The sequence below is a fragment of the Pseudomonas sp. ATCC PTA-122608 genome (assembly GCF_001952855.1).
Taxonomy (GTDB): Bacteria; Pseudomonadota; Gammaproteobacteria; order Pseudomonadales; family Pseudomonadaceae; genus Aquipseudomonas.
Window position 1 is genome coordinate 37,991 of sequence record NZ_LPNO01000019.1, and the last position, 25,339, is coordinate 63,329.

At 60.4% G+C, this 25,339-nt stretch carries 22 protein-coding genes; 13 read left to right on the forward strand and 9 right to left on the reverse strand.

Annotated elements, in window-relative coordinates:
* Positions 1-53: 53 nt before the first annotated feature.
* Positions 54-1,259, forward strand: a complete 1,206-nt coding sequence (locus AU074_RS17595) for an aminotransferase class V-fold PLP-dependent enzyme (RefSeq protein ID WP_076015795.1) — start codon at positions 54-56, stop codon at positions 1,257-1,259.
* A complete protein-coding gene (locus AU074_RS17600) occupies positions 1,256-1,669 on the forward strand; it encodes a SufE family protein (protein WP_076015796.1) in 414 nt (137 codons plus the stop codon). Before AU074_RS17595 ends, AU074_RS17600 begins: the two co-directional genes overlap by 4 nt.
* Positions 1,670-1,771: 102 nt before the next feature.
* On the opposite strand, the gene tcdA is transcribed toward AU074_RS17600, so the two are convergent.
* Complete coding sequence (gene tcdA, locus AU074_RS17605; protein ID WP_371916631.1) at positions 1,772-2,596, reverse strand: tRNA cyclic N6-threonylcarbamoyladenosine(37) synthase TcdA; 825 nt, start codon at positions 2,594-2,596, stop codon at positions 1,772-1,774.
* Between the two features lie 218 nt (positions 2,597-2,814).
* On the opposite strand from tcdA, the gene AU074_RS17610 reads away from it, so the two are divergent.
* From AU074_RS17610 to AU074_RS17625, 4 genes are all read left to right on the forward strand, one after another.
* Complete coding sequence (locus AU074_RS17610) at positions 2,815-5,406, forward strand: glycosyltransferase (RefSeq protein ID WP_076015798.1); 2,592 nt, start codon at positions 2,815-2,817, stop codon at positions 5,404-5,406.
* 217 nt (positions 5,407-5,623) lie between these two features.
* On the forward strand, positions 5,624-6,775 hold the full coding sequence (gene dapE / locus AU074_RS17615; protein WP_076015799.1) for a succinyl-diaminopimelate desuccinylase: 1,152 nt from the start codon (positions 5,624-5,626) through the stop codon (positions 6,773-6,775).
* On the forward strand, positions 6,775-7,584 hold the full coding sequence (locus AU074_RS17620) for a putative RNA methyltransferase (protein WP_076015800.1): 810 nt from the start codon (positions 6,775-6,777) through the stop codon (positions 7,582-7,584). The genes dapE and AU074_RS17620 overlap by 1 nt, the downstream gene beginning before the upstream one ends.
* A gap of 78 nt (positions 7,585-7,662) precedes the next feature.
* Entirely contained in the window at positions 7,663-8,040 is a 378-nt protein-coding gene (locus AU074_RS17625; RefSeq protein WP_076015801.1) for a hypothetical protein, read from the forward strand.
* A gap of 122 nt (positions 8,041-8,162) precedes the next feature.
* On the opposite strand, the gene AU074_RS17630 is transcribed toward AU074_RS17625, so the two are convergent.
* Complete coding sequence (locus tag AU074_RS17630; protein ID WP_076015802.1) at positions 8,163-8,372, reverse strand: cold-shock protein; 210 nt, start codon at positions 8,370-8,372, stop codon at positions 8,163-8,165.
* Positions 8,373-8,565: 193 nt separating this feature from the next.
* Here AU074_RS17630 and plsB point away from each other — a divergent pair, with 193 nt between their 5' ends.
* From plsB to AU074_RS17645, 3 genes are read left to right on the forward strand one after another with little or no spacing between them, the layout of a single operon-like run.
* Positions 8,566-11,070, forward strand: coding sequence for a glycerol-3-phosphate 1-O-acyltransferase PlsB (gene plsB, locus AU074_RS17635; protein ID WP_076015803.1), 2,505 nt, complete (start codon positions 8,566-8,568; stop codon positions 11,068-11,070).
* A 51-nt stretch (positions 11,071-11,121) separates the two neighbouring features.
* Positions 11,122-11,526 (forward strand): YbaY family lipoprotein, encoded by a 405-nt coding sequence (locus AU074_RS17640; protein ID WP_076015804.1) that lies wholly within the window; start codon positions 11,122-11,124, stop codon positions 11,524-11,526.
* Positions 11,527-11,554: 28 nt separating this feature from the next.
* Positions 11,555-12,244, forward strand: a complete 690-nt coding sequence (locus AU074_RS17645) for a DUF4197 domain-containing protein (protein WP_076015805.1) — start codon at positions 11,555-11,557, stop codon at positions 12,242-12,244.
* 428 nt (positions 12,245-12,672) lie between these two features.
* Here AU074_RS17645 and AU074_RS17650 read toward each other — a convergent pair whose 3' ends face one another.
* Complete coding sequence (locus AU074_RS17650; RefSeq protein ID WP_076015806.1) at positions 12,673-15,738, reverse strand: efflux RND transporter permease subunit; 3,066 nt, start codon at positions 15,736-15,738, stop codon at positions 12,673-12,675.
* A gap of 6 nt (positions 15,739-15,744) precedes the next feature.
* The gene (locus tag AU074_RS17655; RefSeq protein ID WP_076015807.1) at positions 15,745-16,845 is read right to left on the reverse strand and encodes an efflux RND transporter periplasmic adaptor subunit; all 1,101 of its coding nucleotides are present in this window, start codon (positions 16,843-16,845) and stop codon (positions 15,745-15,747) included.
* 92 nt (positions 16,846-16,937) lie between these two features.
* Between AU074_RS17655 and AU074_RS17660 the strand changes: the two genes are divergently transcribed.
* The 3 genes from AU074_RS17660 (at position 16,938) to pdeM (ending at position 20,833) form a co-directional block, all read left to right on the forward strand.
* Complete coding sequence (locus AU074_RS17660) at positions 16,938-17,573, forward strand: TetR/AcrR family transcriptional regulator (protein ID WP_076015808.1); 636 nt, start codon at positions 16,938-16,940, stop codon at positions 17,571-17,573.
* A 126-nt stretch (positions 17,574-17,699) separates the two neighbouring features.
* Positions 17,700-20,177, forward strand: coding sequence for a ligase-associated DNA damage response DEXH box helicase (locus tag AU074_RS17665; RefSeq protein WP_076015809.1), 2,478 nt, complete (start codon positions 17,700-17,702; stop codon positions 20,175-20,177).
* Entirely contained in the window at positions 20,177-20,833 is a 657-nt protein-coding gene (pdeM, locus tag AU074_RS17670) for a ligase-associated DNA damage response endonuclease PdeM (RefSeq protein ID WP_076015810.1), read from the forward strand. The genes AU074_RS17665 and pdeM overlap by 1 nt, the downstream gene beginning before the upstream one ends.
* A gap of 31 nt (positions 20,834-20,864) precedes the next feature.
* Here the strand turns inward: pdeM and AU074_RS17675 are convergent, their stop codons facing one another.
* Together AU074_RS17675 and dcd are read right to left on the reverse strand one after the other, a co-directional pair.
* Entirely contained in the window at positions 20,865-21,068 is a 204-nt protein-coding gene (locus tag AU074_RS17675) for a hypothetical protein (RefSeq protein WP_003219272.1), read from the reverse strand.
* 107 nt (positions 21,069-21,175) lie between these two features.
* Entirely contained in the window at positions 21,176-21,742 is a 567-nt protein-coding gene (gene dcd / locus AU074_RS17680; protein WP_003219273.1) for a dCTP deaminase, read from the reverse strand.
* Between the two features lie 378 nt (positions 21,743-22,120).
* On the opposite strand from dcd, the gene AU074_RS17685 reads away from it, so the two are divergent.
* Positions 22,121-22,330, forward strand: a complete 210-nt coding sequence (locus AU074_RS17685) for a cold-shock protein (protein ID WP_002554837.1) — start codon at positions 22,121-22,123, stop codon at positions 22,328-22,330.
* Between the two features lie 204 nt (positions 22,331-22,534).
* Here AU074_RS17685 and rpoS read toward each other — a convergent pair whose 3' ends face one another.
* The 3 genes from rpoS to AU074_RS17700 all read right to left on the reverse strand — a co-directional run bounded on the left by rpoS (position 22,535) and on the right by AU074_RS17700 (position 25,328).
* The gene (rpoS, locus tag AU074_RS17690) at positions 22,535-23,539 is read right to left on the reverse strand and encodes an RNA polymerase sigma factor RpoS (protein ID WP_063032880.1); all 1,005 of its coding nucleotides are present in this window, start codon (positions 23,537-23,539) and stop codon (positions 22,535-22,537) included.
* 106 nt (positions 23,540-23,645) lie between these two features.
* Complete coding sequence (locus AU074_RS17695; protein WP_076015811.1) at positions 23,646-24,482, reverse strand: peptidoglycan DD-metalloendopeptidase family protein; 837 nt, start codon at positions 24,480-24,482, stop codon at positions 23,646-23,648.
* A gap of 210 nt (positions 24,483-24,692) precedes the next feature.
* Positions 24,693-25,328, reverse strand: coding sequence for a protein-L-isoaspartate(D-aspartate) O-methyltransferase (locus AU074_RS17700; RefSeq protein WP_010176736.1), 636 nt, complete (start codon positions 25,326-25,328; stop codon positions 24,693-24,695).
* Between the last annotated feature and the right edge of the window lie 11 nt (positions 25,329-25,339).

Here is a 25,339-nt window from a genome sequence, read left to right on the forward strand (position 1 = left end):
ACTGACGGCCCACACCTTGCCGGTGTGGGCCGTTTATACGAGCCTTGATCACCATGCTTGTGCCCTCTCCCTGGCGCGCCGATTTCCCGGCCATCGCCACCCTGCTACGGCAAGACCAGACCTATCTGGACAACGCCGCCACCACGCAAAAACCTCAAGCCTTGTTGGACGCCATCAGCCATTACTACGCCAATGGCGCAGCCAATGTGCACCGTGCCCAGCATTTGCCGGGCGCCCATGCGACCCAGGCGTTCGAGGACAGTCGCAGTAAAGTGGCGCAGTGGCTGAACGTCGGTGACAACGGGCAAATCATCTTCACCCACGGCGCGACGTCGGCGCTGAACCTCCTGGCCTATGGCCTTGAGCACCTATTCAACCCGGGCGACGAAATTGTCATCAGCGCCCTGGAGCACCACGCCAACCTGCTGCCGTGGCAACAATTGGCCAAACGTCGCGGGCTGGAGTTGGTGGTACTGCCGCTTAACGATGACGGCTTGATCGACCTGCAAGCCGCCGCCCGAATGATCGGCCCGCGCACCCGCCTGCTGGCGGTGAGCCAACTGTCCAACGTGCTTGGCGCCTGGCAGCCGTTGCCGCAATTGCTGGCCCTGGCCAAGGCCCACGACGCACTGACGGTGGTCGATGGCGCCCAGGGCGTCGTTCATGGTCGCCATGACATGCAGGCCCTGGGCTGTGACTTCTACGTGTTTTCCAGCCACAAGCTCTACGGTCCGGATGGCGTCGGCGTGCTTTACGGTCGCACCGAAGCCCTGCATCACCTGCGCCATTGGCAGTTTGGAGGCGAGATGGTGCAACTGGCCGACTATCAAAGCGCCAGCTTCCGCCCCGCGCCCCTTGGTTTCGAAGCCGGAACACCGCCGATCGCCAGCGTGATCGGCCTGGGCGCAACCCTGGATTACCTGAGTTCCCTGGATCAACAAGCCGTGACGGCCCACGAAGCCGCTTTGCACGACTACCTGTTGCGCGGCCTGCAAGCCCGCAACGGCGTGCGCCTGCTGGGTTCGCCGCAAGTGGCCCTGGCCAGTTTTGTGGTGGAAGGCGTACACAACGCCGACCTCGCCCACTTGCTGACTGAACAAGGGATTGCCGTACGCGCCGGCCATCATTGTGCGATGCCGCTGCTCAAGCAGATGGGATTGTCGGGGGCGATTCGGGTGTCGCTGGCGCTGTACAACGATTCCGATGACCTGGAACGCTTTTTTGAAGCGCTGGATCAAGCCCTGGATATGCTGCGATGAGTTTGCCGCCGGAGGCCGTTATCGCGCTGGAAGCATTCCAGGCCGTCGGCAGTTGGGAACAACGGGCCCGCCTGCTGATGCAATGGGGCGAGCGTCTTCCCGCCTTGCCGGATGAAGACAAGGTCGACGCCAACCTGGTGCAGGGCTGTGAGAGCCTGGTGTGGCTGGTGGGGCGCTTGCAGGATGGCCACTGGCAGTTTGCCGCCAGCAGCGATGCGCGCCTGATACGCGGGCTGGTGGCGTTGTTGCTGGCACGGGTTAACGGTTTGTCTGCCGCTGAGTTGCAGGCGGTCGACTTGCCCGACTGGTTCAATCAACTGGGTCTGTCGCGGCAGCTATCACCGTCACGCAGCAATGGTCTGAATGCAGTGCTTCAGCGCATGCGGAAGTTAAGCCTCACACAAAACTAAATGTGGGAGCGGGCTTGCTCGCGAAGGCGGAGTGTCAGTCACCAGATAGGTCGACTGATACACCGCTTTCGCGAGCAAGCCCGCTCCCACATTTTGATCTTTTCAGGGTGCAGAGATCGGTGTTGCCTGAACTCTGTCAGCAGGCCGGCGCACCCCGGCCACAATCTTGTCCACCGCCTTGGTCGCCGCCACCATGCCAAAAGTCGCGGTGACCATCATCACCGCGCCAAACCCGCCGGCGCAGTCCAGTTTCACGCCATCTCCGACAAAACTCTTCTGCAAACAGATGCTGCCGTCCGGCTTTGGATAACGCAGTTGTTCGGTGGAAAACACGCAGGGCACACTGTAATGGCGGGTCACGGTGCGAGAGAAGCCATAGTCGCGGCGCAGGGTGGAGCGCACTTTCGACGCCAGCGGGTCATTGAACGTACGGTTCAAATCACACACCTGAATCAGCGTCGGATCAATCTGCCCACCCGCGCCGCCAGTGGTGATGATCTGGATCTTGCGCCGCTTGCACCAGGCGATCAGCGCGGCCTTGGCGTTGACGCTGTCGATGCAGTCGATCACGCAATCAATGTTCGGCGTGATGTACTCGGCCATGGTCTCGCGGGTGACGAAATCCGCCACCGCATGCACGGTGCAGTCCGGGTTGATGCCCTTCAGGCGCTCAGCCATGACCTCGACCTTGGCCTTGCCCACCGTGCTGTCCAGCGCATGCAACTGACGGTTGCTGTTGCTGACGCACACATCATCCAGGTCAAACAGCGAAATTTCGCTCACCCCGCAACGGGCGATGGCTTCCGCCGCCCACGAGCCCACACCGCCCACGCCGACGATGGCCACGTGGGCCGCCTTCAAGCGTTCCAGGCCTTCAATGCCATACAAGCGGGCGACGCCGGCAAACCGCGGATCTTCTGTACTCATGACCATTACCCCAAAAACCGGCGCGCATTATAGGGCGTTGCCGCGACAAGTTCGACGCATCCAGCTACAAGTAAAGAACTTAGGTGAACTTTCGCTGCCCAATGTCCGGTTTTTCTCGGCTTGCTGTACGGTCAGTGAAAGGCCGGTGTAGGATGCGCGCCGTTCGGCGCAGGCCGACACCTCTTTTCGTTCCACACCCTTTGGAACCCGAAATAGCCATGTCATCGCGTAAATTTGGACTCAACCTGGTGGTAGTGCTGGCAATTGCCGCGCTGTTCACCGGCTTCTGGGCGCTGATCAACCGCCCGGTCACTGCCCCTAACTGGCCTGAACAGATCTCCGGTTTTTCCTACTCGCCGTTCCAGCAAGGCCAGTTCCCACAGAAAGACCAGTATCCGACTGACGATCAAATGCGTCAGGACCTTGCGATCATGAGCAAGCTGACGGACAACATCCGTACCTACTCGGTCGACGGCACCCTGGGGGATATCCCCAAGCTGGCGGAAGAGTTCGGCCTGCGGGTGACCCTGGGTATCTGGATCAGCCCGGACCTCGAGCGCAACGAGCGCGAGATCCAGCGTGCCATCGAAATCGCCAACAACTCCCGCAGCGTCGTGCGGGTGGTGGTGGGTAACGAAGCGCTGTTCCGTGAAGAAATCACCCCGGAGGCGCTGATCGTGCTGCTGGACCGGGTGCGCGCCGCCGTGAAAGTACCGGTGACGACTTCCGAGCAATGGCACATCTGGGAAAAGAACCCGCAACTGGCCAAGCACGTCGACCTGATCGCCGCGCACATCCTGCCGTTCTGGGAATTCATTCCGATGGACAAGGCCGGCCAGTACGTACTCGACCGCGCCCGGGACCTGAAGAAATTGTTCCCGAAAAAGCCGCTGCTGCTGTCGGAGGTTGGCTGGCCGAGTAACGGCCGCATGCGTGGTGGCAATGAAACGTCCCCGGCCGACCAGGCAATTTACCTGCGCACACTGGTGAACAAGCTCAATCGCCAGGGCTACAACTACTTCGTGATCGAGGCTTTCGACCAGCCGTGGAAAGTCAGCGATGAAGGCTCGGCGGGCGCCTACTGGGGCGTGTTCAACGCCGCACGCCAGCAGAAATTCAACTTTGAAGGGCCGGTGGTAGCGATCCCGCAATGGCGGGTGCTGGCCATCGGTTCGGTGGTGCTTGCGCTGCTGTCCCTGACGCTGCTGATGATCGACGGCTCGGCCCTGCGCCAGCGAGGCCGGACCTTCCTGACCTTCATCGCGTTCCTGTGCGGTTCGGTGCTGGTGTGGATCGGTTACGACTACAGCCAGCAATACAGCACCTGGTTCAGCGTTACCGTGGGCATCCTCCTGGCCCTCGGCGCCCTGGGCGTATTCATCGTGCTGCTGACCGAGGCCCATGAACTGGCGGAAGCGGTCTGGACCCACAAACGCCGGCGTGAATTCCTGCCGGTTGAAGGGGATTCGGACTACCGCCCGAAAGTCTCGATCCACGTGCCGTGCTACAACGAGCCGCCGGAGATGGTCAAACAGACCCTCGACGCCCTGGCCGCCCTCGACTATCCGGACTACGAAGTCCTGATCATCGACAACAACACTAAGGACCCGGCCGTGTGGGAGCCAGTGCGCGACTACTGCGAAACCCTGGGCCCGCGCTTCAAGTTCTTCCACGTCTCGCCCCTGGCCGGTTTCAAGGGCGGCGCGCTGAACTACCTGATCCCGCATACCGCCAAGGATGCCGAAGTGATCGCGGTGATCGACTCCGATTACTGCGTGTCGCCAAACTGGCTCAAGCACATGGTGCCGCACTTCGCCGACCCGAAAATCGCGGTGGTGCAGTCGCCACAGGATTATCGCGACCAGAACGAAAGCACCTTCAAGAAGCTCTGCTACGCCGAATACAAAGGCTTCTTCCATATCGGCATGGTCACCCGCAACGACCGTGACGCGATCATCCAGCACGGCACCATGACCATGACCCGGCGTTCGGTGCTTGAAGAACTGGGCTGGGCCGACTGGTGCATCTGCGAAGATGCCGAGCTGGGCCTGCGGGTATTCGAGAAAGGCCTGTCGGCGGCGTACTACCACGACAGCTACGGCAAGGGCCTGATGCCCGATACCTTTATCGACTTCAAGAAGCAGCGTTTCCGCTGGGCCTACGGAGCGATTCAGATCATCAAGCGTCACACCGCGAGCCTCCTGCGCGGCAAGGACACCGAGCTGACCCGTGGCCAGCGCTACCACTTTCTCGCGGGCTGGTTGCCGTGGGTGGCAGACGGCATGAACATCTTCTTCACCGTGGGCGCCCTGCTGTGGTCGGCGGCGATGATTATCGTGCCGACGCGGGTTGACCCGCCGCTGCTGATTTTCGCGATCCCGCCGTTGGCGTTGTTCGTGTTCAAGGTCGGCAAGATTATCTTCCTCTACCGTCGTGCGGTGGGTGTGAACCTGAAAGATGCGTTCTGCGCGGCACTGGCCGGGTTGGCGTTGTCCCACACCATCGCCAAGGCGGTGCTGTACGGCTTCTTCACCACCAGCATTCCGTTCTTTCGTACACCGAAGAACGCCGATAACCACGGTTTCTGGGTCGCGATTTCCGAAGCCCGGGAAGAGATGTTCATCATGCTGCTGTTGTGGGGCGCGGCACTGGGCATTTACCTGGTGCAGGGCCTGCCGAGCAATGACATACGCTTCTGGGTGGTGATGTTGCTGGTGCAGTCGCTGCCGTATGTGGCGGCGCTGATCATGGCGTTCCTGTCGTCGCTGCCGAAACCGGCGCCGAAGGAAGAGCCTGTGACGGCCGCTTAAAATCCTGCGCAATGCACTAAACGGCGGCCTCTGGCCGCCGTTTTGCTATAAGATAACGGCCCTTTTGCCTTGCACATGACTGTAGGAGCGAGCTTGCTCGCGAAGCACTTGAGATCGACGCGTCCATCCAGACAGGCCGCGTTATCGTTAACGACCTTCGCGAGCAAGCTCGCTCCTACAATTAGAACGTCGCCGCCTCGATTTCCGGAGTTTTTACATGACGGCCCATGCCGACCTTTCGCCGACCCTCCAACTCGCTATCGACCTGATCCGTCGCCCGTCGGTGACGCCGATCGATGCCGATTGCCAGAAGCTGATGATGCAGCGCCTGGGCGACGCCGGTTTTGCGCTTGAGCCGATGCGCATCGAGGATGTGGATAACTTCTGGGCCACCCACGGCAAACACGAGGGCCCGGTATTGTGCTTCGCCGGCCACACCGACGTGGTGCCGACCGGTCCGGTCAAGGCCTGGCAGAACGATCCGTTCGACGCGTTGATCGACGAAAACGGCATGCTCTGCGGCCGTGGCGCGGCCGACATGAAAGGCAGCCTGGCCGCGATGCTGGTCGCCTCGGAGCGCTTCGTCACCGACTACCCGGACCACAAGGGTTCCGTCGCCTTCCTGATCACCAGCGATGAAGAGGGCCCGGCGCACCACGGCACCAAGGCTGTGATCGAACGCCTCGCGGCCCGCAAGGAGCGCCTGGACTGGTGCATTGTCGGCGAACCATCGAGCACCACCCTGGTGGGTGACGTGGTCAAAAATGGTCGTCGCGGCTCCCTCGGCGCCACCCTGACCGTGCGCGGCGTGCAAGGCCACGTGGCCTACCCGCACCTGGCGAAGAACCCGATCCACCTGGCCGCTCCGGCCCTGGCCGAACTGGCCGCCGAGCATTGGGACGATGGCAACAGCTTCTTCCCGCCCACCAGCTTCCAGATTTCCAACCTTAATTCGGGCACCGGCGCCACCAACGTGATCCCGGGCGACCTGACGGCGGTGTTCAACTTCCGTTTCTCCACCGAGTCCACCGTCGAAGGCCTGCAACAGCGGGTCGCGGCGATTCTCGACAAGCATGGCCTGGACTGGCATGTGGAGTGGGTGCTGTCGGGCCTGCCGTTCCTCACCGAGCCGGGCGCATTGCTCGATGCCGTCTCCGCCAGCATCAAGGCCGTCACCGGCCGCGAGACCAAGGCGTCCACCAGTGGCGGCACTTCCGACGGTCGCTTCATTGCGACACTCGGCACTCAGGTGGTGGAACTGGGCCCGGTCAACGCGACCATCCATCAGGTCAACGAGCGCATCCTCGCCAGCGACCTCGATGTGCTGACCGAAATCTACTACCAGACCCTGATCAAGTTGCTCGCCTGATGCTCGCTTGCCCCATTTGCAGCGCACCGTTACACGAGGTGGACAATGGCGTGGCCTGCCCGGTCGGGCACCGTTTCGACCGCGCGCGCCAGGGTTACCTGAACTTGTTGCCGGTGCAGCACAAGAACAGCCGCGACCCGGGGGATAACCTGGCAATGGTGGAGGCGCGCCGCGACTTCCTCAATGCCGGGCACTACGCCCCGGTGGCCAAGCGCCTTGCCGAACTGGCCGCGGAACGCAAACCCCAGCGCTGGCTGGATATCGGCTGTGGCGAGGGTTACTACACCGCGCAAATCGCAGACGCCCTGCTGCGCGCTGACGGCTACGCCTTGGATATTTCCAAGGAAGCGGTCAAGCGCGCCTGCAAGCGCAACCCCACGGTGACCTGGTTGATCGCCAGTATGGCCCGAGTGCCGTTGGCGGATGCCAGCTGCCAGTTCCTTGCCAGTGTCTTCAGCCCGCTGGACTGGCTGGAGGCCAAGCGCCTGCTCAGCCCGGGCGGCGGCTTGATGAAAGTCGGCCCCACCAGCGGCCACCTGATGGAGCTGCGCGAGCGCTTGTACGACGAAGTGCGCGAGTACACCGACGACAAGCACCTGGCGCTGGTACCGGACGGCATGAGCCTGCAACACAGTGAAACCCTGGAGTTCAAACTCAGCCTGGCCGACCCCAAGGACCGCGCCAACCTGCTGGCGATGACACCCCACGGCTGGCGCGCCAGTGCCGAGCGCCGAGCGCAGGTGATCGAGGCCGCCGAACCGCTGCTGGTCACTGTGTCGATGCGCTACGACTATTTCGTGCTTCAATAACCCATTATTTTGCGGGCCTCTCGAGGCCTGCGCTGAATCCGCGAATGGATTTTCAGAATCCCGCAATGAGGAACATCCATGCGCCAACCTGATATCGAGATTTACCTCAAGGACGCCGACGTCGACTACAAGGCCATCGCCGCCTGGCTGGGCGTCGCCCTGGGCCCGTGCACCGATTGGGTCCAGCGCGGCCAGACCTACAAGTGCACAGCCGGCAGCGTGCCGGTCACCTGGCTGCCGAAAGCCGTAGGAAAATGGAACAGCCTGTACCTGGAAAGCGACCAGACCCCGTGGGAAGACGACATCGCCTGCGCCCGTGCGGCCTTTGCCGCGCTAAACGTCGAAGTGCGTTGCGCGCCGGGCAGCTGGGTTGAGGAAGAAGGTGAAGAAAGCGCGGATACCTGGATTCGTATCAGCGAAGACGGTGAAGAGCAGATCACCTGGAAAACAGCCTGAGGGATCGTTCCCACGCTCTGCGTGGGAATGCAGCCTGTGACGCTCCGCGTCACGATTAAAAGCAGACGCGGAGCGTCCAAAGAAGCATTCCCACGCAGAGCGTGGGAACGATCATGGAAGGGTTACAAGCCCACCACATCCTCAGCCTGCAAGCCCTTCTCGCCCGTCACGACGGCGTATTCCACCTGCTGGCCTTCAGACAACGAACGGTGCCCGTCACCGCGAATGGCGCGGTAGTGCACAAACACATCCTTGCCATCTTCCCGCTGTATAAAGCCGTAACCCTTGGCGTCATTGAACCACTTCACATTGCCGGTCTCGCGCGTTGCCATCTGTTTTGCTCCCACATGCTTTTTATAAGTACGTTTATTGTTGAGTCGTCGCAGTTGAACTGCCGAGTATAAGACAGGCTCAAAAAGCTTCAACTCAAGATTACTTCGCCGCTTTTTTGCCGATTTTCGGCTAATACTGCACACTAGCGCACCGAGCAACCGCTCGGTTTTTCCCACTCAAAGCAGAAGCCGTATGACCCGCTCTCCCTTTCGCCGTCTGGTATTTGGCACCTTGCGTCGGCTGTTGTACCTCTGGGTTCGCTCAGAGACGATCAACCAGTCGTCCCTTACCCTGAACCTCGACCGCAGTCGTCCGGTGTTTTACGTCCTGCAATCCCCATCCCTCACCGAGTTGGCGGTGGTTGATACCGAATGTACCAAGGCCGGCCTGCCGCGCCCGGTACTGCCGGTATCGGTCGGCCCGTTGATGGAACCGGCAGCCTTCTTCTACCTGACGCCCGACCCTGACTGGCTCGGCCGCCAGGACAAGCGTGGCGCACCGCCGACCCTGACCCGCCTGGTGGATGTGCTCACCGAACACGCCGAAGAGAATGCACAGATCATTCCAGTCAGCGTGTTCTGGGGCCAGTCGCCCGACAGCGAGTCCAGCCCCTGGAAGCTGCTGTTCGCCGACAGCTGGGCCGTGACCGGCCGCCTGCGCCGCCTGCTGAGCATCCTGATCCTGGGCCGCAAGACCCGAGTGCAATTCTCCGCGCCCATCAACCTGCGTGAATTGATCGAGCACAATAAAGGCCACGAACGCACCGTGCGCATGGCCCAACGCATCCTGCGGGTGCACTTTCGCAACCTGAAAACCGCGGTGATCGGCCCCGACCTGTCCCACCGGCGCAACCTGGTGAAAGGCCTGGTCAACATGCCGCTGGTGCGCCAGGCGATCCTCGACGAAGCCGAACGCGAGAACATCACCCCCGAGAAAGCCAAGGCCCAGGCCCTGCGCTACGGCAACGAAATTGCCTCGGACTACACCTACACCGCCATCCGCTTCCTGGAAGTGGTGCTGAGCTGGTTCTGGAACAAGATCTACGACGGCATCAAGGTCAACAACGTCGAGGGCGTGCAAAAAGTCGCCCAGGGCTACGAGGTGATCTATGTGCCGTGCCATCGCAGCCATATCGATTACCTCCTGCTGTCGTACCTGCTGTTCAAGAATGGCCTGACTCCGCCGCACATCGCCGCCGGGATCAACCTGAACATGCCGGTGATCGGCAGCCTGTTGCGCCGTGGCGGGGCGTTTTTCATGCGCCGCACCTTCAAGGGCAACCCGCTGTACACCTCGGTGTTCAACGAATACCTGCACACCTTGTTCACCAAGGGTTTCCCGGTGGAGTACTTCGTCGAAGGCGGACGCTCGCGCACCGGGCGCATGCTGCAACCGAAGACCGGGATGCTGGCGATCACCCTGCGCAGCTTCTTGCGCTCCTCGCGCATGCCCATCGTGTTTGTGCCGGTGTACATCGGCTATGAGCGCGTATTGGAAGGCCGGACTTACCTCGGCGAACTGCGCGGTGCGAGCAAGAAGAAAGAGTCGATTTTCGATATTTTCAAAGTGGTCGGCGCCCTCAAGCAGCGCTTTGGCCAGGTCGCGGTGAACTTCGGCGAACCGATCAAGCTGGCTGAATTCCTCGACAGCGAGCAGCCCGACTGGCGTTCCCAGGAACTGGGCCCGAACTACAAGCCGGCATGGCTCAACGAAACCACCAACCGCCTCGGCGAGCGGGTGGCGCAACACCTGAACGAAGCGGCGGCGATCAACCCGGTGAACCTGGTGGCGCTGGCGCTGCTGTCCACTACCCGCCTGGCCCTGGACGAACAAGCCATGGCGCGCCAGCTTGATCTGTATCTGGCGCTACTGCGCAAGGTGCCCTACTCGCCCCACACCACCTTGCCCGAGGGGGATGGCCTGGCGCTGATCAAGCATGTAAAGGACATGAAACTGCTGTCGGAACAGAGCGATGCCCTGGGCAAAATCCTTTATCTGGACGAGCAAAATGCCGTCCTGATGACGTACTACCGCAACAACGTGCTGCACATCTTTGCCCTGCCGGCGCTGCTGGCGAGTTTCTTCCAGAGCAGCTCGCGCATGAGCCGCGAACAGATCCTGCGCTACACCCGCGCGCTCTACCCGTATCTGCAATCGGAGTTGTTTATCCGTTGGACCCTGGACGAGCTGGACGCGGTGGTCGACCAGTGGCTGGAAGCCTTCGTCGAACAAGGCCTGCTGCGCTTCGAGAACGAGGTGTACCTGCGCCCGGCCCCGAGTTCGCGGCACTTTGTACTGCTGACGCTGCTGTCCAAAAGCATCGCCCAGACCTTGCAACGCTTCTACATGGCTATCTCGCTGCTGCTCAACAGCGGCCAGAACAGCATCAGCGCCGAAGAGCTGGAAGACCTGTGCACCGTCATGGCACAGCGCCTGTCGATCCTCCACGGGCTGAATGCCCCGGAGTTCTTCGACAAGAGTCTTTTCCGACATTTCATCCAGACGTTGCTGGAGCAAGATGTACTGCGCCGCGACGAGGCCGGCAAGCTGAGCTATCACCCGCTGCTGGGTGAACTGGCCGAAGGCGCGGCCAAGCGCGTGTTGCCGGCGGATATTCGCCTGTCAATTCGCCAGGTGGCCCTGCATCGCAGTGAAGACGCAGCGGACAAGCCCGTCGTACCCGAAGAAACACACTAGAGTGACCGAGGCGCCAGGGTGTTTCTGGCGCCGCTGACAAGGAGCTGTACCATGAAAAAAATCATCCTCCTGGGCCTGACCGCACTGCTGGGAGCCTGCCAGACCATGAGCCCCATGCCCACCAAAGCCAGCCTCGATGGCGAAGTGTTCTACCTGCAACGCAGCGCCCTGCCGCCCGCCGCCACCTTGAGTGTGACCCTGCAAGACGTGTCCTTGATGGACGCCCCGGCCGTGACCCTGGCCGAGCAGAAAGGCCCGGTGAAAGGCCAGGTGCCACTGCCCTTCCACCTGAGCTACGACCCCGCCCAAGTCAAGCCTGGCCACAGCTACTCGGTCAGCGCTCGCATCGAACTGGATGGCAAGCTACTGTTCATTACCACCGAACGGCACTCCGTGCAGTTGAACGGCCAGGATCCACAACCGCTGCGCGTACGCGTGGATGCGGTTGCACACTGATTAAAAAATCGAACATAAGGAAGCGCCCATGCTCCGTAACTCCCTTCGCCTCACTGCCCTGTGCGCCGGCCTGCTGCTCGGCGCCAACGCCATGGCCTTGTCCCTCGGCAGCCTGTCCCAAGGGGACGCTGCCGGCGGCCTCAAGGATGCACTGACCCAAGGCGCGCAGATTGCCGTGAAACAACTGGGCGTGCCCGGCGGTTTCAGCAACAACCCCGAAGTGAAAATCGGCCTGCCGGGCAAGCTGGGCAAAGTCGCCGACAAGTTGAAGATGTTTGGCATGGGTGACCAGGTCAACCAACTGGAAGCCAGCATGAACAAGGCGGCCGAATCTGCCGTGACCCAGGCTCAGCCGATCCTGGTAAACGCAGTGAAGAACATGAGCGTGACCGATGCCAAGGGCATCCTCAGCGGTGGCCAGGACTCCGCCACCCAGTACCTGAACAAAAGCAGCCGTGACGAGATCCGGGCCAAGTTCCTGCCGATCGTTAAAGCGGCCACCGACAAGGTCGGCGTGGCCCAGCAGTACAACGCCCTAGCGGGCAAGGCGGCGACCTTTGGCGCGATTGATGCCAAGAGTGCCAACGTCGAAAGCTACGTGACCGAGCAGGCGCTGGACGGGCTGTTCAAGATGATTGCGCAGCAGGAAGAGACCATTCGCAAGAACCCGGCGGCCGCGGCGACCAGTTTGGCGAAAAAAGTGTTTGGCAGCTTGTAAGCCAACAGGATCGCCCCTCTGCCCGGGGCGATCCCTTTTTCTGTGGTTATGCGTTGCCTGCGGGGGAAAACGACTGCATCGAAACCATCCCAAACGTAATTGTTCCTGTCTGGTTTTCAGAACTTGTTGAACAGGTTTTCGGAGGGCAAGCCCATGGTGGCGGGCATTCGGGCTCTGCCGGCTTTGTCTCGCACGGCTTTGGCTTCGAGCACTCGGGCTCTGGCTCCGGTTTAGGAGGGCGGGCAAACATACGCATGATGGAACTAATACACATAGGGCAATCCTTCAATCCATTTAGACGTCTTCACTTACCGGCTGCAGCAATCGCCGTAACCGGTAAATCAATACCTGCGATCAGGTAGTCCCTAAGTGGAAGGAACGTCCGAAAACGTTCCCTGCTCCGCGTTGGAATATGAAGGCTGCCCGCCTTACGCCACATCCTTCCTGACCCTGAACCAGGCCGCGTACAGGGCCGGCAGGAACAACAGCGTCAACGCCGTCGCCACGATCAAGCCGCCCATGATCGCCACGGCCATTGGCCCGAAGAACACGCTGCGAGACAGCGGGATCATCGCCAATACGGCGGCCAGGGCGGTCAATACGATCGGCCGGAAGCGTCGCACCGTCGCCTCGATAATTGCCTGCCAGGGAGCGAGGCCGGCCTTGATGTCCTGTTCAATCTGGTCCACCAGGATCACCGAGTTGCGCATGATCATCCCCGACAGCGCGATGGTCCCCAGCATCGCCACGAACCCAAAGGGTTGGCGGAACACCAGCAGGAACAGCGTCACCCCGATCAACCCCAACGGCGCTGTGAGAAACACCATCGCAGTGCGTGAGAAGCTGCGCAGTTGCAGCATCAGCAAGGTCAACACCACCACGATAAACAGCGGCACGCCAGCCTTGACCGAGTTCTGCCCACGGGCGGAATCCTCCACCGTGCCGCCAACTTCCAGCAGGTAACCGTCCGGCAGTTCGGCGCGTACGCCTTCCAGGGTTGGCAGGATCTGCTGCACCAGGGTTGCCGGTTGCTCCTTGCCGTAGATATCGGCGCGGATGGTCACCGTCGGCAGGCGGTTGCGGTGCCAGATGATGCCTTCTTCAAAGCCGTATTCCAGGGTCGCGATCTGCGACAGCGCAACGCTCTTGCCGTTGTCGGTCGGCACCGCCAGGCTTGGCAGCAGCGACAGTTCAGTACGCTCATGAACGGTGCCGCGCAGCAGGATTTCGATCAACTCGTTGTCTTCGCGGTACTGGCTGACGCTGGAACCTGTAAGGGAACTCTGGAGGAATTTCGACAGGTTGGCGGTGCTCACGCCGAGGGCGCGGGCGCGGTCCTGGTCGACGTTGAGGTAGACGATCTTGCTCGGTTCTTCCCAGTCCAGGTGGACGTTGACCACGTGGGTATTTTCGCGAACCTTGGCCGCCACTTTCCGCGCCAGGGCCCGGACTTCTTCGATGTGCTCGCCCGTCACCCGAAACTGTACGGGGTAACCAACGGGTGGGCCGTTTTCAAGACGCGTGACCCGCGAGCGCAGGTCCGGGAACTGTTCGTTGAGGGTCTCGATCAGCCAAGTGCGCAGGCTTTCGCGCTCCTCGATGGTTTTGGCCAATACCACAAATTGGGCGAAGCTGGCGGCCGGCAGTTGCTGGTCCAGCGGCAGGTAGAAACGTGGCGAACCTGTACCGACATAGGCCACGTAATTTTCTATACCTGCATGTTCCTTGAGCAACGCTTCAAGGCGTTTGACCTGGTCAGCCGTATTGCTCAGCGAAGCGCCTTCAGCCAGTTTCAGGTCGACCATCAACTCAAGTCGCCCGGAAGCCGGGAAGAACTGCTGGGGCACAAAGCGAAACAGCGCCACCGAACCGATAAACAACAGCAAGGTCAGGACGATCACCGTCTTGCGGCGACGCACGCACCATTCCACCAGGCGCCTTACGCGCTGATAGAACGGCGTGCCGTAGGGATCCGGCCCGTCGGTGCCATGCTTGGCCGCATGAATCTTCGCCAGGTCCGGCAGGAGTTTTTCCCCCAGGTATGGCACGAACACCACGGCGGCGACCCACGAAGCCAGCAGTGCGATGGTCACTACCTGGAAGATCGAACGGGTGTATTCACCGGTGCTCGACTGTGCGGTGGCAATCGGCAGGAAACCCGCCGCGGTGATCAGCGTGCCGGTGAGCATCGGGAAGGCGGTACTGGTCCAGGCGAAACTCGCGGCCTTAAGGCGGTCGTACCCTTGCTCCATTTTGATCGCCATCATTTCCACGGCGATGATCGCGTCGTCCACCAGCAAACCCAGTGCGAGCACCAACGCGCCGAGGGAGATTTTGTGCAGGCCGATGCCGAGGTAATACATGGTGGCAAAGGTCATGGCCAACACCAGCGGAATCGCCAGGGCGACCACCATGCCGGTGCGCACCCCCAAGGAGAAGAAGCTCACCAACAACACAATCGCCAGGGCTTCCGCCAGCACTTGGACGAATTCGCCGACACTGGTTTTTACCGCTGCCGGCTGGTCCGACACCTTGCGCAGTTCCATGCCCGCAGGAAGGTTCTTCTGCAAGCGTGCGAATTCGCTTTCCAGGGCCTTGCCCAGTACCAGGATGTCGCCACCGTCGCGCATGGCCACGGCCAGGCCGATGGCATCGGCGCCCATATAACGCATGCGCGGTGCCGGTGGGTCGTTGAAGCCGCGATGAATCTCGGCCACGTCGCCGATACGGAACGTGCGATCACCGACGCGGATCGGGAAGTCGCGAATCTCTTTAACGGTCTTGAAGTTGCCGGAAACCCTTAGCTGCACACGCTCGCTCGGGGTTTCAAAGAAGCCGGCGGTCGACACTGCGTTCTGCTCTTGCAGCGCCTGCTGAACGGCGGCCAGCGGCAAGCCGAGGGTGGCGAGCTTGAGGTTGGACAGCTCGATCCAGATCTTCTCGTCCTGCAAACCCAACAGTTCGACCTTACCGACATCCGGCACCCGCTGCAGTTGAATCTGAATCCGGTCGGCGTAGTCCTTGAGCACGGCATAGTCGAAGCCGTCGCCGGTCAGGGCGTAGATATTGCCGAAGGTCGTGCCGAATTCATCGTTGAAAAACGGGCCCTGGATATCCGGCGGCAAGGTCTGGCGAATATCGCTGATCTTCTTGCGCACCTGGTACCAGAGGTCCGGGATCTGCGCGGAATGCATCGAGTCCCGGGCCATGAAAGTGACTTGGGATTCACCGGGGCGCGAGAAGGAAACGATGCGCTCGTAGTCGCCGGTCTCCATCAGTTTCTTTTCAATACGCTCGGTGACCTGGCGTGACACTTCCTGGGCGGTCGCCCCGGGCCAATTGGTCTTGATCACCATGGCCTTGAAGGTAAACGGCGGGTCTTCGCTTTGTCCCAGCTTGGTGTAGGAAAGAGTGCCAACCACCGCCAGCAGGATCATCAGAAACAGTACGATCTGGCGATTACGCAACGCCCATTCGGAAAGATTGAAACCCATCGGGGACTACTCCTTGGCCGCCAGACTTACCACTCGGTTGGAGCGATCCACCGGGCGCACTTGCTGGCCCTCATGGAGTACATGCACACCGGCTGCGATCACCCAGTCTGTTGCGCTCAAGCCTTCCAGCACCGGCACGGTCTTCTCGCCAAAGGCACCGATGCGCACCGGTGTGCGCTTGAGGGTGTTGTCGGGCTGTACCACCCAGACGTAGGACGCCCCGTTCTCCGCGCTGAGGGCAGACAGTGGCACCGCCAAAGGAATCACGCCGTCGGCCTGTATGAATACGCGAGCGCTCTGCCCCAGTTCAGCAGGCACCTTGCCGCCGGTAAACGCGACACGGGCAGCGAAGGTTCGCGACTTTGGGTCGGCGGCGGGCGACAGTTCGCGGATGCGACCGTTGAAGCGCTGGTCGGGCTGGCTCCATAACTCCACGGACACCGGCTGGCCAATCTTGAAGCGCCCGAAGCTTTGCTCCGGCAGGCTGATCAGCACCTCTCGCTCGCCATCGGTGGCCAGGGTAAACACGGTCTGGCCGGCAGACACCACCTGGCCGACTTCCACCGCACGCTTGGCGACCACGCCATCCTGGGGCGCGCGCAGTACGGCGTAACCGGCCTGGTTATTGGCCACGTCGAATTCGGCCTTGATCTGCTTGAGGCGGGCTTCACCTGAGCGGTAGAGATTTTCGGAATTGTCGTACTGGGAACGGCTGACCATCTGACGGTCCATCAGGGTCTTGTAACGATCACGCTCGGCGCGCACCAGGCTCAGGTTGGCCTCGGCGGCGGCGACCTGGGCGCGGGTGGCTTCGAGTTGCAGGCGTACGTCCTGGGGATCGAGTTCTGCCAGGGGCTGATTGGCCTTGACGCGCTCGCCCTCCTCCACCAGTCGTCGGCTGACTTTACCGCCGATGCGAAAGGCCAGGTCGGGTTCATAACGGGCGCGCACTTCGCCCGGGTAGCTGTCAGAAGCCTGCGCCGAAGGCTCTGGCTGAACCACCATGGCCGGGCGGATGGTGGTTTGCGCGGCTTCTTCATGGCCACAGGCAGCCAACAGGAATAACAAGCTGGCAGGCAACGCGAGTGGCAGGAAATAGCTGCGCATGCTGAAGGACCTTTCGCTAATGGAGCTAGGAATAATTATACTGGCCAGTATGTTATTAATACCAAACTCACCAGTCCAGTAATAAAGTGAAAATGTCTGACAATCCTGTAAACACCAATAGCCCCGGGCGCCCCAAGGACATGGCAAAACGCCAGGCGATCCTTGATGCGGCGAAGATTCTGTTTTTGAGTAATGGGTATGCCAGTACCAGCATGGATGCCGTGGCAGTGGAGGCCGGGGTGTCGAAGCTGACGGTGTACAGCCATTTCACCGACAAGGAGACCCTGTTCTCGGCGGCGGTGGTCGCCAAGTGCGAAGAGCAGCTACCGGTGATGTATTTCGAGTTGCCCGAAGGTATGCCGGTGGAGAAGGTGCTGCTCACTATCGCTCGCGGGTTTCATGTGTTGATCAATAGCGAGGAGTCGGTGAACTTGCATCGGTTGATGATGACTTCCGGGAGTCAGGATCCGAAGTTGTCGCAGATCTTTTTCGAGGCTGGGCCGATGCGTATGTTGCAGGGGATGGAGCGGCTCCTCGGTAAGATCGACCAGAGTGGCGCACTGCGTATTGCCAAACCTTTCACCGCTGCGGAGCACTTTTTTTGCTTGCTCAAGGGCACGGCGAATTTTTGTTTGCTGTATGGGTGCGGGGGGCAATTGAGCGCTGAGGCGGCCGAGGAGCATGTGCAGGAGGTTGTGGGATTGTTCATGCGGGCTTATCGGGCTTGATGCGCTTTTATAAGGCGGGTTGAACCGGGTACACATATCCGTGTTTTTATCCCGCGGCGCAGCAATCGCAGTTAAACCTTTCCGCCACCCCACAGGTCTCTGAAATACACCCCCAGAGCCCCTAGCATGGCCAAATCCCGCAATTTCGCCAAAGACTGGTTCACCGCCAGAAACTGGAACCCATTCGCCTTCCAGAAACAGGTATGGAAGGCCGTCAAGGAAGGCCAATCAGGACTGCTCCACGCCAGCACCGGCGCCGGGAAAACCTACGCACTGTGGTTCGCCGCCCTCAACCGCTTCGCCATCACCGAAGACACTCCCCGCAAACGCAAAGCCCCAGCCGAACCGCTGACAGTCCTGTGGATCACCCCAATGCGTGCCCTGGCCGCAGACACCGCCCGCGCCCTTGAAGCCCCGCTGGAACCCCTGAACATCCACTGGACCGTCGGCCTGCGCACCGGCGACACCAGCAGCAGCGAGCGCGCCCGCCAGAGCCGCCGCCTGCCCACCACCCTGATCACCACCCCGGAAAGCCTCACGCTGATGCTGGCCCGTGCCGACAGCCAAACCAGCCTGTCAAAGCTGCGCATGGTGGTCGTGGATGAATGGCACGAACTGATCGGCAACAAACGCGGCGTACAGCTGCAACTGGCCCTCGCCCGCCTGCGACAATGGCATCCAGAGCTGATTGTGTGGGGCATCTCCGCAACCCTGGGTAATCAGGCCCACGCGCTGGAGGTGTTGATCCCACAAGGCGGCGGGATCAACGTGCAGGGTCAGACGACCAAGAAGTTACTGGTGGACACCCTGTTGCCCCCGGTTATCGAGCGTTTCCCATGGGCCGGCCATATCGGCCTGAAAATGCTCCCGCAGGTGGTGGCCGAGGTGGATGCCAGCAGCAGTTGCCTGGTGTTTACCAATACACGGGCACAATCGGAAATCTGGTACCAGGCCTTGCTCGATGCTCGTCCCGACTGGGCCGGGTTGATTGCCTTGCACCACGGCTCGCTGTCCCGGGAAACCCGGGATTGGGTGGAACGCGCCCTGAAGGAGGGGCAACTGAAGGCCGTGGTGTGTACGTCGAGCCTGGACCTGGGGGTGGACTTCCTGCCGGTGGAACGGGTGCTGCAGATTGGCTCGGCCAAGGGCGTGGCGCGCCTGATGCAGCGCGCCGGGCGTTCCGGCCATGCGCCGGGCCGGCCGTCGCGGGTCACGCTGGTGCCGACCCACAGCCTGGAGTTGGTGGAAGCCGCTGCGGCACAAGACGCCATCGCTGAACGGCGTATCGAGGCCCGGCAGTCGCCCCACAAGCCATTGGATGTGCTGGTGCAGCATCTGGTGAGCATGGCGCTGGGCGGCGGCTTTGTGCCCGGTGAGTTGCTGGAGGAAGTTCGTAGCGCTTGGGCCTATCGTGATCTGAGCGACGCAGATTGGGCTTGGGCCCTGGGATTTGTGCGCCATGGCGGGCTGTCGCTGACGGCCTACCCGGATTACCGTCGGGTCGAGCCGGACGAGCAAGGCGTCTGGCGCGTGCCCGATGCACGGCTGGCGCGGCGCCATCGCATGAGCGTGGGGACGATCGTCAGCGACGCCAGCATCCAGCTGAAATTCTGGAGCAAGGGCGGCGGTGGCAAGACTCTGGGCAGTGTCGAGGAAGGCTTTATTGCACGGCTCAAACCGGGGGATGGTTTTCTGTTCGCCGGGCGCTTGCTGGAGTTGGTGCGGGTGGAAAACATGACCGCTTATGTACGGCGCAGTACCGCGAAAAAGGCTGCCGTGCCGCGCTGGAACGGCGGGCGCATGCCGCTTTCCAACGAGCTGGCCCAAGCGGTGGTCGAGCGCTTTGATGCCGCCGCCCAGGGTCAATTCCTCGGGCCGGAGATGCAGGCAGTGCAACCGTTGCTGAACACCCAGTTGCGCTGGTCCGGGCTGCCGACCCGCGAGCATTTGCTGGCCGAGGCCCTCAAGTCACGGGAAGGCTGGCACCTGTTTCTGTATCCGTTCGCCGGGCGCCAAGTGCATCTGGGGCTGGCGAGCCTACTGGCCTGGCGGGTTAGCCGGCAGCAGGCGGTGACATTCTCGATTGCGGTGAATGACTACGGGCTGGAACTGCTGAGCGCGACCGAGGTGGATTGGCCTGAGTTATTAAGCGAGGAGTTGCTGAGTGCGGATCATCTGCTGGATGACGTGATAGCGAGCCTGAACGCCGGTGAGCTGGCCCTGCGGCGCTTTCGCGAAATCGCGCGGATCGCCGGGCTGGTGTTTGCCGGCTATCCCGGTGCGCCGAAAAGCACGCGTCAGGTTCAGGCTTCCAGCGGTTTGTTTTTTGAAGTGTTCAAGCAATATGACCCGCACAACCTGTTACTGACCCAGGCCGGGGAAGAAGTCCTGCGGGAAGAGTTGGATATTCGTCGATTGGAAGAGACATTGCGTCACTTGTCGGAGTTGAAACTGGACCTTTATCGAATCAAACGACCTACGCCACTGGCCTTTCCGCTGCTGGTGGAGCGCTTTCGGGAAAGCCTGAGCTCGGAAAAACTCTCGGAGCGGATTGCGCGGATGGTCAAGGATCTGGAAAAAGTCGCCGATAACGGGAAGCCCTGATGCCCGCTCATTACCCGATACATCTGGCAAAGGAGGAGCTGTGGTTGCTGGCGGATAAGGCCGTGTACTGGCCAGTCAAGCGCTGCCTGCTGATCGCCGATGCACATTTTGGCAAGGCGTCGGCCTATCGCAGCCTGGGCCAGCCGGTGCCGCAGGGCACGACGACGGAAAACCTTCAGCGCCTGGACCGACTGCTGGCGGCCTTCCCATGCTCGCAGGTGATCTTTCTCGGCGACTTTCTCCACGGGCCCGGCTCCCACGCCAGCGGCACCCTGAACGCTCTGAGAGCCTGGCGCGAGCGCCATCCAGCTCTAGCGCTCACACTGATTCGCGGCAACCACGACAAGCGCGCTGGCGACCCACCGGTTGATCTGAACATTGAGGTGGTGACCGAACCCCTGCTGATGGGCCCGTTTGCGTTGCAGCACGAGCCCGACGCCCATGCCAGCCACCATGTTTTAGCGGGGCACGTGCATCCGGTGTATCGCCTGCGGGGCAAAGGCCGGCAAAGCTTGCGCCTGCCGTGCTTTCGGCTCGGCACTCAGGTCAGCCTGTTACCGGCCTTCGGCGCGTTTACCGGTGGGTATCCAGTGACGCAGGATGAAGAGAGCCGGATCTTTGTGATCGGAGACCATGAAGTATGGCCAGTGCGTTGAGCAACTGACCATTGGCGACACGTGCGGGAAATCAGGCCACAGGGGCGGGAGGCGGTTCGTCAGGGAGAGTGGGTTCACCAGGCTCTTCAGGCTGGTTGGGCCAGGGATCATCCGGGCCGGGCTGGCCTGGAATGCCGCCTGCGGCGGGATCGGCCATCAAAGACCAGGCCATGACACCAATCTGGTTGGGTTCAAGCCGGGCGAGTTCGGCGCTGATTCGCGGATCGAGCTTCATAGGGGACTCCTCAAGCGTGGCCCGGCGCGTTGTGCACGCGTCGGGGCAGTACACTCAATAGAGTGCATGCCCGCTGACAAATTCCCTTAGCCTGTAAGACGATTCGATCAGGTGCGTGGGAGAGTGACGCCGCGCTGGCCCTGATACTTGCCGCCACGGTCCTTATAGGACACTTCGCACTCTTCGTCGGATTCAAAGAACAGCATCTGTGCCACCCCCTCATTGGCATAGATTTTTGCCGGCAAAGTGGTGGTGTTGGAGAACTCCAGGGTAACGTGCCCTTCCCATTCCGGCTCCAGCGGCGTCACGTTGACGATGATGCCGCAACGCGCGTAGGTGCTTTTGCCCAGGCAGATAGTCAGGACGTTACGCGGGATACGGAAGAACTCGACAGTGCGCGCCAGGGCAAAGGAGTTTGGCGGGATGATGCAGACGTCGCTCTTGACGTCGACGAAGCTTTTTTCGTCGAAGTTTTTTGGATCGACGGTCGCCGAGTTGATGTTGGTGAACACCTTGAACTCATCGGCGCAGCGTACATCGTAGCCGTAGCTGGAAACCCCGAACGAAATCAGCCGCTCAGCACCTTCGCCACGCATCTGGCGCTCCACGAAGGGCTCGATCATGCCGTGCTCTTGCGCCATGCGGCGAATCCACTTGTCCGATTTGATGCTCATGGCGGGTGTCCTGAATAGCGAGGTGAAAAAATTCTGTTGGGCATCTTACCGGGGCTGGCTCCGTGGTTCAAAGGGCCGGCTGTTTTTCTTGCTGCCGCGCCGTACCTGCTGGGCGAGACGCACCTTCAATTGCGGGGTATTGGTGCGGTATCAGGCTGCCGCCAGTCACGAAAATAGAGAAACCTTCGGAAATACCATTGGCACGTTCCTGAAAAAGGGTTAAGGTGGCGCCACTGTGCTGCTTGTGTCACTGAGAATCTCTACACGATATGTTGAATTTCGATCCAACCATCTCCAAGAATTTTTCCTGCTCTTTGCACTCAGTCTCGGCCAGGGCTTTTCCTGAGTCGCAGTTAACTTTGTCCAAGGAGATACACCATGTCTAATCGCCAAACTGGTACCGTTAAGTGGTTCAACGATGAAAAAGGCTTCGGCTTCATCACTCCACAATCCGGTGACGACCTGTTCGTTCACTTCAAAGCTATCCAATCCGACGGCTTCAAAAGCCTGAAAGAAGGCCAACAGGTCTCTTTCATCGCTACCCGCGGTCAGAAAGGCATGCAAGCTGAAGAAGTTCAAGTTATCTAACTTGTACTGATTTAGTCGAAAAGCCCCGCCCTTAAAAGCGGGGCTTTTTTGTGCCTGGGATTCGCCAATCACACGATGTAATTCCATGCACAAAAAAATGTGGGAGCGGGCTTGCTCGCGAAAGCGGTGAATCAGTCGCCAGATAAGCTGACTGAAACACCGTATTCGCGAGCAAGCCCGCTCCCACATTTCGTCCTGCGTCGTTTACTGAAACAACGACTCACTCGACAAGCCATTCTTCTCCAGGATCTCGCGCAAGCGCTTGAGACCCTCTACCTGGATCTGCCGCACCCGCTCACGGGTCAAGCCGATCTCCAGGCCAACATCCTCCAGGGTGCTGCTTTCGTGGCCGCGCAGCCCGAAGCGGCGAATCACCACCTCACGCTGTTTGTCCGTCAGCTCCGAAAGCCACTGGTCGATGCTTTGCGACAGATCGTCGTCCTGCAGCAGCTCACAAGGGTCCGTAGGACGATCATCAGTCAGGGTGTCCAGCAGGGTTTTATCCGAATCCGGACCCAGCGAGACATCGACTGAAGACACCCGCTCATTGAGACCGAGCATGCGCTTGACCTCTCCCACCGGTTTTTCCAGCAGGTTGGCGATTTCTTCAGGCGAAGGTTCATGATCGAGTTTTTGTGTCAGCTCACGCGCCGCCCGAAGGTAGACGTTGAGCTCTTTGACCACATGGATCGGCAACCTGATCGTGCGGGTTTGATTCATGATCGCCCGTTCGATGGTCTGACGAATCCACCAGGTGGCGTAGGTTGAAAAACGAAAACCCCGCTCAGGGTCAAACTTCTCCACCGCCCGGATCAAGCCGAGATTGCCTTCCTCGATCAAGTCCAACAGGGACAGCCCACGATTGACGTAGCGTCGGGCGATTTTCACCACCAGCCGCAGGTTGCTTTCAATCATGCGCTTGCGCCCAGCCGGATCGCCCTTTTGCGACAAGCGCGCAAAAAAGACTTCTTCTTCGGGTGTGAGCAGAGGGGAAAAGCCGATTTCATTGAGGTACAGCTGGGTCGCGTCGAGCGCCCGTGTGTAATCAATGTACTTGTGTTGCTTTAACGCGGTGGAGTTCTTGGATTTGGTGCGAACTGAAGGTACAGCAGGTCCCTCATTCGACATCGATTCCGTAGCAATGCCGGTCTCCATAAGGAGAACCTCATCGTCGATGTCAAACTCCGGCGCTTCTTTACTGAGAGCCATTGTTATAGTCCTTTGGTGAGTTCGACCTCAAGCTCAAGCGACGCCTTTATCCTTGGCAACGCTGGAGCCTGTTCCTTCTACGCGAGGGAACAGGCTGTGCAACACATCAACGACGGGGAAGGAATTGCAGCGGATCAACAGGCTTCCCTTGGCGGCGAATCTCAAAGTGCAGTTTCACCCGGTCTGTACCAGTTGACCCCATCTCGGCAATTGTCTGTCCGACCTTGACCTGCTGCCCCTCCCGAACCAACAGCCTGCGGTTGTGACCGTAAGCACTGACGTAGGTATCGCTGTGTTTGATGATGACCAGCTCGCCGTAGCCCCGTAAACCACTCCCGGCGTACACCACTGTCCCATCAGACGCAGCTAAAACAGGCTGTCCCAAATCTCCGGCGATATCAATGCCTTTATTCAAACTACCGTTTGAAGAGAATTTTCCAATAAGAATGCCATTTGAAGGCCATCCCCAACCGGTAGGCGCAGGCCCTGCAGGCGGCATCGGCGCAGGTGCCGGCTTGCTCGCAACGCCAGGCGCGGCGGTGCCTGCAGGCCGGGTGATGATTGTGGTCCTGCTCGACGACGATGGCGAAGAAGCCGTGTTTGTGACGACAGCGGTCGGTGTTGAACCGGTACGCCCATCGAAACGAATGGTCTGACCTGGATGTATCGTATAGGGCACAGGAATATTGTTACGAGCAGCAAGCGCCTTGTAATCCCATCCATAACGGAAAGCGATCGAGAACATCGTATCGCCCTTGCGAACGACATATTGCCCGGTAGTAACGGTAGGTTTTTGCGGCACCGCATTATTGCGGTCGACCACCCGTGCACCACCGGATGGCGTGCTTGAACAAGCCGCCAGCAAGGAACTCAAGACAAGGCCAATCACCAGTCGCTGAAAGCTTGTTTGACTCATACGCTGTGCAATGACCGTGAGACTCACCCGCCGCTCCCTTTGTGGTGGCTGACTATGAACGCCTGTATCAGGCTTGAAATATGACGCAAGTATAACTGGCCGTTGGGTTTTTACTGGAAACACGATTCTAAAGAAATTTTCATCATGTTTAATTCCCACGGCGGGTCACGTTGACTCAATAGACCCCGCTGTAAGACACATACCCGGCAATAGAATTCAGTACCCAGGAATAATTGATCAGGCCAGCGGGCCGTTAAGCAACGGGACAAAACGCACGGCGCCGAGCACATGCCGGGAAAAGCCTTCTTCCTCGCGAATGATCAACATCAATTGTTGCACTTCGCCGGAGCCCACCGGGATCACCAGGCGCCCGCCCGGAGCCAGTTGATCGAGCAACGCCTGGGGCACGTCGGTCGCCACCGCCGTGACGATAATGCCGTTGTACGGCGCCAGCGCCGGCCAACCTTCCCAACCATCGCCCCAGCGGAACACCACGTTGCGCAGATTCAACTCCACCAGGCGTTCCTTGGCCCGGTCTTGCAACACCTTGATGCGCTCCACGGAAAACACCCGCTCAACCAGCTGCGACAACACGGCCGTCTGGTAGCCGGAGCCGGTGCCGATTTCCAGCACCTTGTCCAACGGGCCCGCCGCCAGCAACAACTCACTCATCCGCGCCACCATATAAGGCTGGGAGATGGTCTGGTTGTGGCCGATGGGCAGTGCTGTGTCTTCATAAGCACGATGCGCCAGGGCCTCATCGACAAACAGATGCCGCGGGGTACGCCGGATGACTTCCAGCACCTGGGCGTTGGATAGCCCTTCTTCATACAGCCGCTGGATCAATCGCTCGCGGGTGCGCTGGGAGGTCATCCCGATGCCCC

What these genes read in the sequence shown, in the direction of transcription:
- AU074_RS17650 (WP_076015806.1), bottom strand. Translation starts at nt 15,738, where the DNA reads ATGGGTTTCAATCTTTCCGAATGGGCGTTGCGTAATCGCCAGATCGTA.
- AU074_RS17610 (WP_076015798.1), top strand. Translation starts at nt 2,815, where the DNA reads ATGTCATCGCGTAAATTTGGACTCAACCTGGTGGTAGTGCTGGCAATT.
- dcd (WP_003219273.1), bottom strand. Translation starts at nt 21,742, where the DNA reads ATGAGCATCAAATCGGACAAGTGGATTCGCCGCATGGCGCAAGAGCAC.
- tcdA (WP_371916631.1), bottom strand. Translation starts at nt 2,596, where the DNA reads ATGAGTACAGAAGATCCGCGGTTTGCCGGCGTCGCCCGCTTGTATGGC.
- pdeM (WP_076015810.1), top strand. Translation starts at nt 20,177, where the DNA reads ATGCCCGCTCATTACCCGATACATCTGGCAAAGGAGGAGCTGTGGTTG.
- AU074_RS17660 (WP_076015808.1), top strand. Translation starts at nt 16,938, where the DNA reads ATGTCTGACAATCCTGTAAACACCAATAGCCCCGGGCGCCCCAAGGAC.
- AU074_RS17655 (WP_076015807.1), bottom strand. Translation starts at nt 16,845, where the DNA reads ATGCGCAGCTATTTCCTGCCACTCGCGTTGCCTGCCAGCTTGTTATTC.
- AU074_RS17665 (WP_076015809.1), top strand. Translation starts at nt 17,700, where the DNA reads ATGGCCAAATCCCGCAATTTCGCCAAAGACTGGTTCACCGCCAGAAAC.
- AU074_RS17700 (WP_010176736.1), bottom strand. Translation starts at nt 25,328, where the DNA reads ATGACCTCCCAGCGCACCCGCGAGCGATTGATCCAGCGGCTGTATGAA.
- AU074_RS17630 (WP_076015802.1), bottom strand. Translation starts at nt 8,372, where the DNA reads ATGGCAACGCGCGAGACCGGCAATGTGAAGTGGTTCAATGACGCCAAG.
- plsB (WP_076015803.1), top strand. Translation starts at nt 8,566, where the DNA reads ATGACCCGCTCTCCCTTTCGCCGTCTGGTATTTGGCACCTTGCGTCGG.
- AU074_RS17685 (WP_002554837.1), top strand. Translation starts at nt 22,121, where the DNA reads ATGTCTAATCGCCAAACTGGTACCGTTAAGTGGTTCAACGATGAAAAA.
- AU074_RS17640 (WP_076015804.1), top strand. Translation starts at nt 11,122, where the DNA reads ATGAAAAAAATCATCCTCCTGGGCCTGACCGCACTGCTGGGAGCCTGC.
- AU074_RS17600 (WP_076015796.1), top strand. Translation starts at nt 1,256, where the DNA reads ATGAGTTTGCCGCCGGAGGCCGTTATCGCGCTGGAAGCATTCCAGGCC.
- AU074_RS17645 (WP_076015805.1), top strand. Translation starts at nt 11,555, where the DNA reads ATGCTCCGTAACTCCCTTCGCCTCACTGCCCTGTGCGCCGGCCTGCTG.
- rpoS (WP_063032880.1), bottom strand. Translation starts at nt 23,539, where the DNA reads ATGGCTCTCAGTAAAGAAGCGCCGGAGTTTGACATCGACGATGAGGTT.
- AU074_RS17675 (WP_003219272.1), bottom strand. Translation starts at nt 21,068, where the DNA reads ATGAAGCTCGATCCGCGAATCAGCGCCGAACTCGCCCGGCTTGAACCC.
- AU074_RS17620 (WP_076015800.1), top strand. Translation starts at nt 6,775, where the DNA reads ATGCTCGCTTGCCCCATTTGCAGCGCACCGTTACACGAGGTGGACAAT.
- AU074_RS17625 (WP_076015801.1), top strand. Translation starts at nt 7,663, where the DNA reads ATGCGCCAACCTGATATCGAGATTTACCTCAAGGACGCCGACGTCGAC.
- AU074_RS17595 (WP_076015795.1), top strand. Translation starts at nt 54, where the DNA reads ATGCTTGTGCCCTCTCCCTGGCGCGCCGATTTCCCGGCCATCGCCACC.
- dapE (WP_076015799.1), top strand. Translation starts at nt 5,624, where the DNA reads ATGACGGCCCATGCCGACCTTTCGCCGACCCTCCAACTCGCTATCGAC.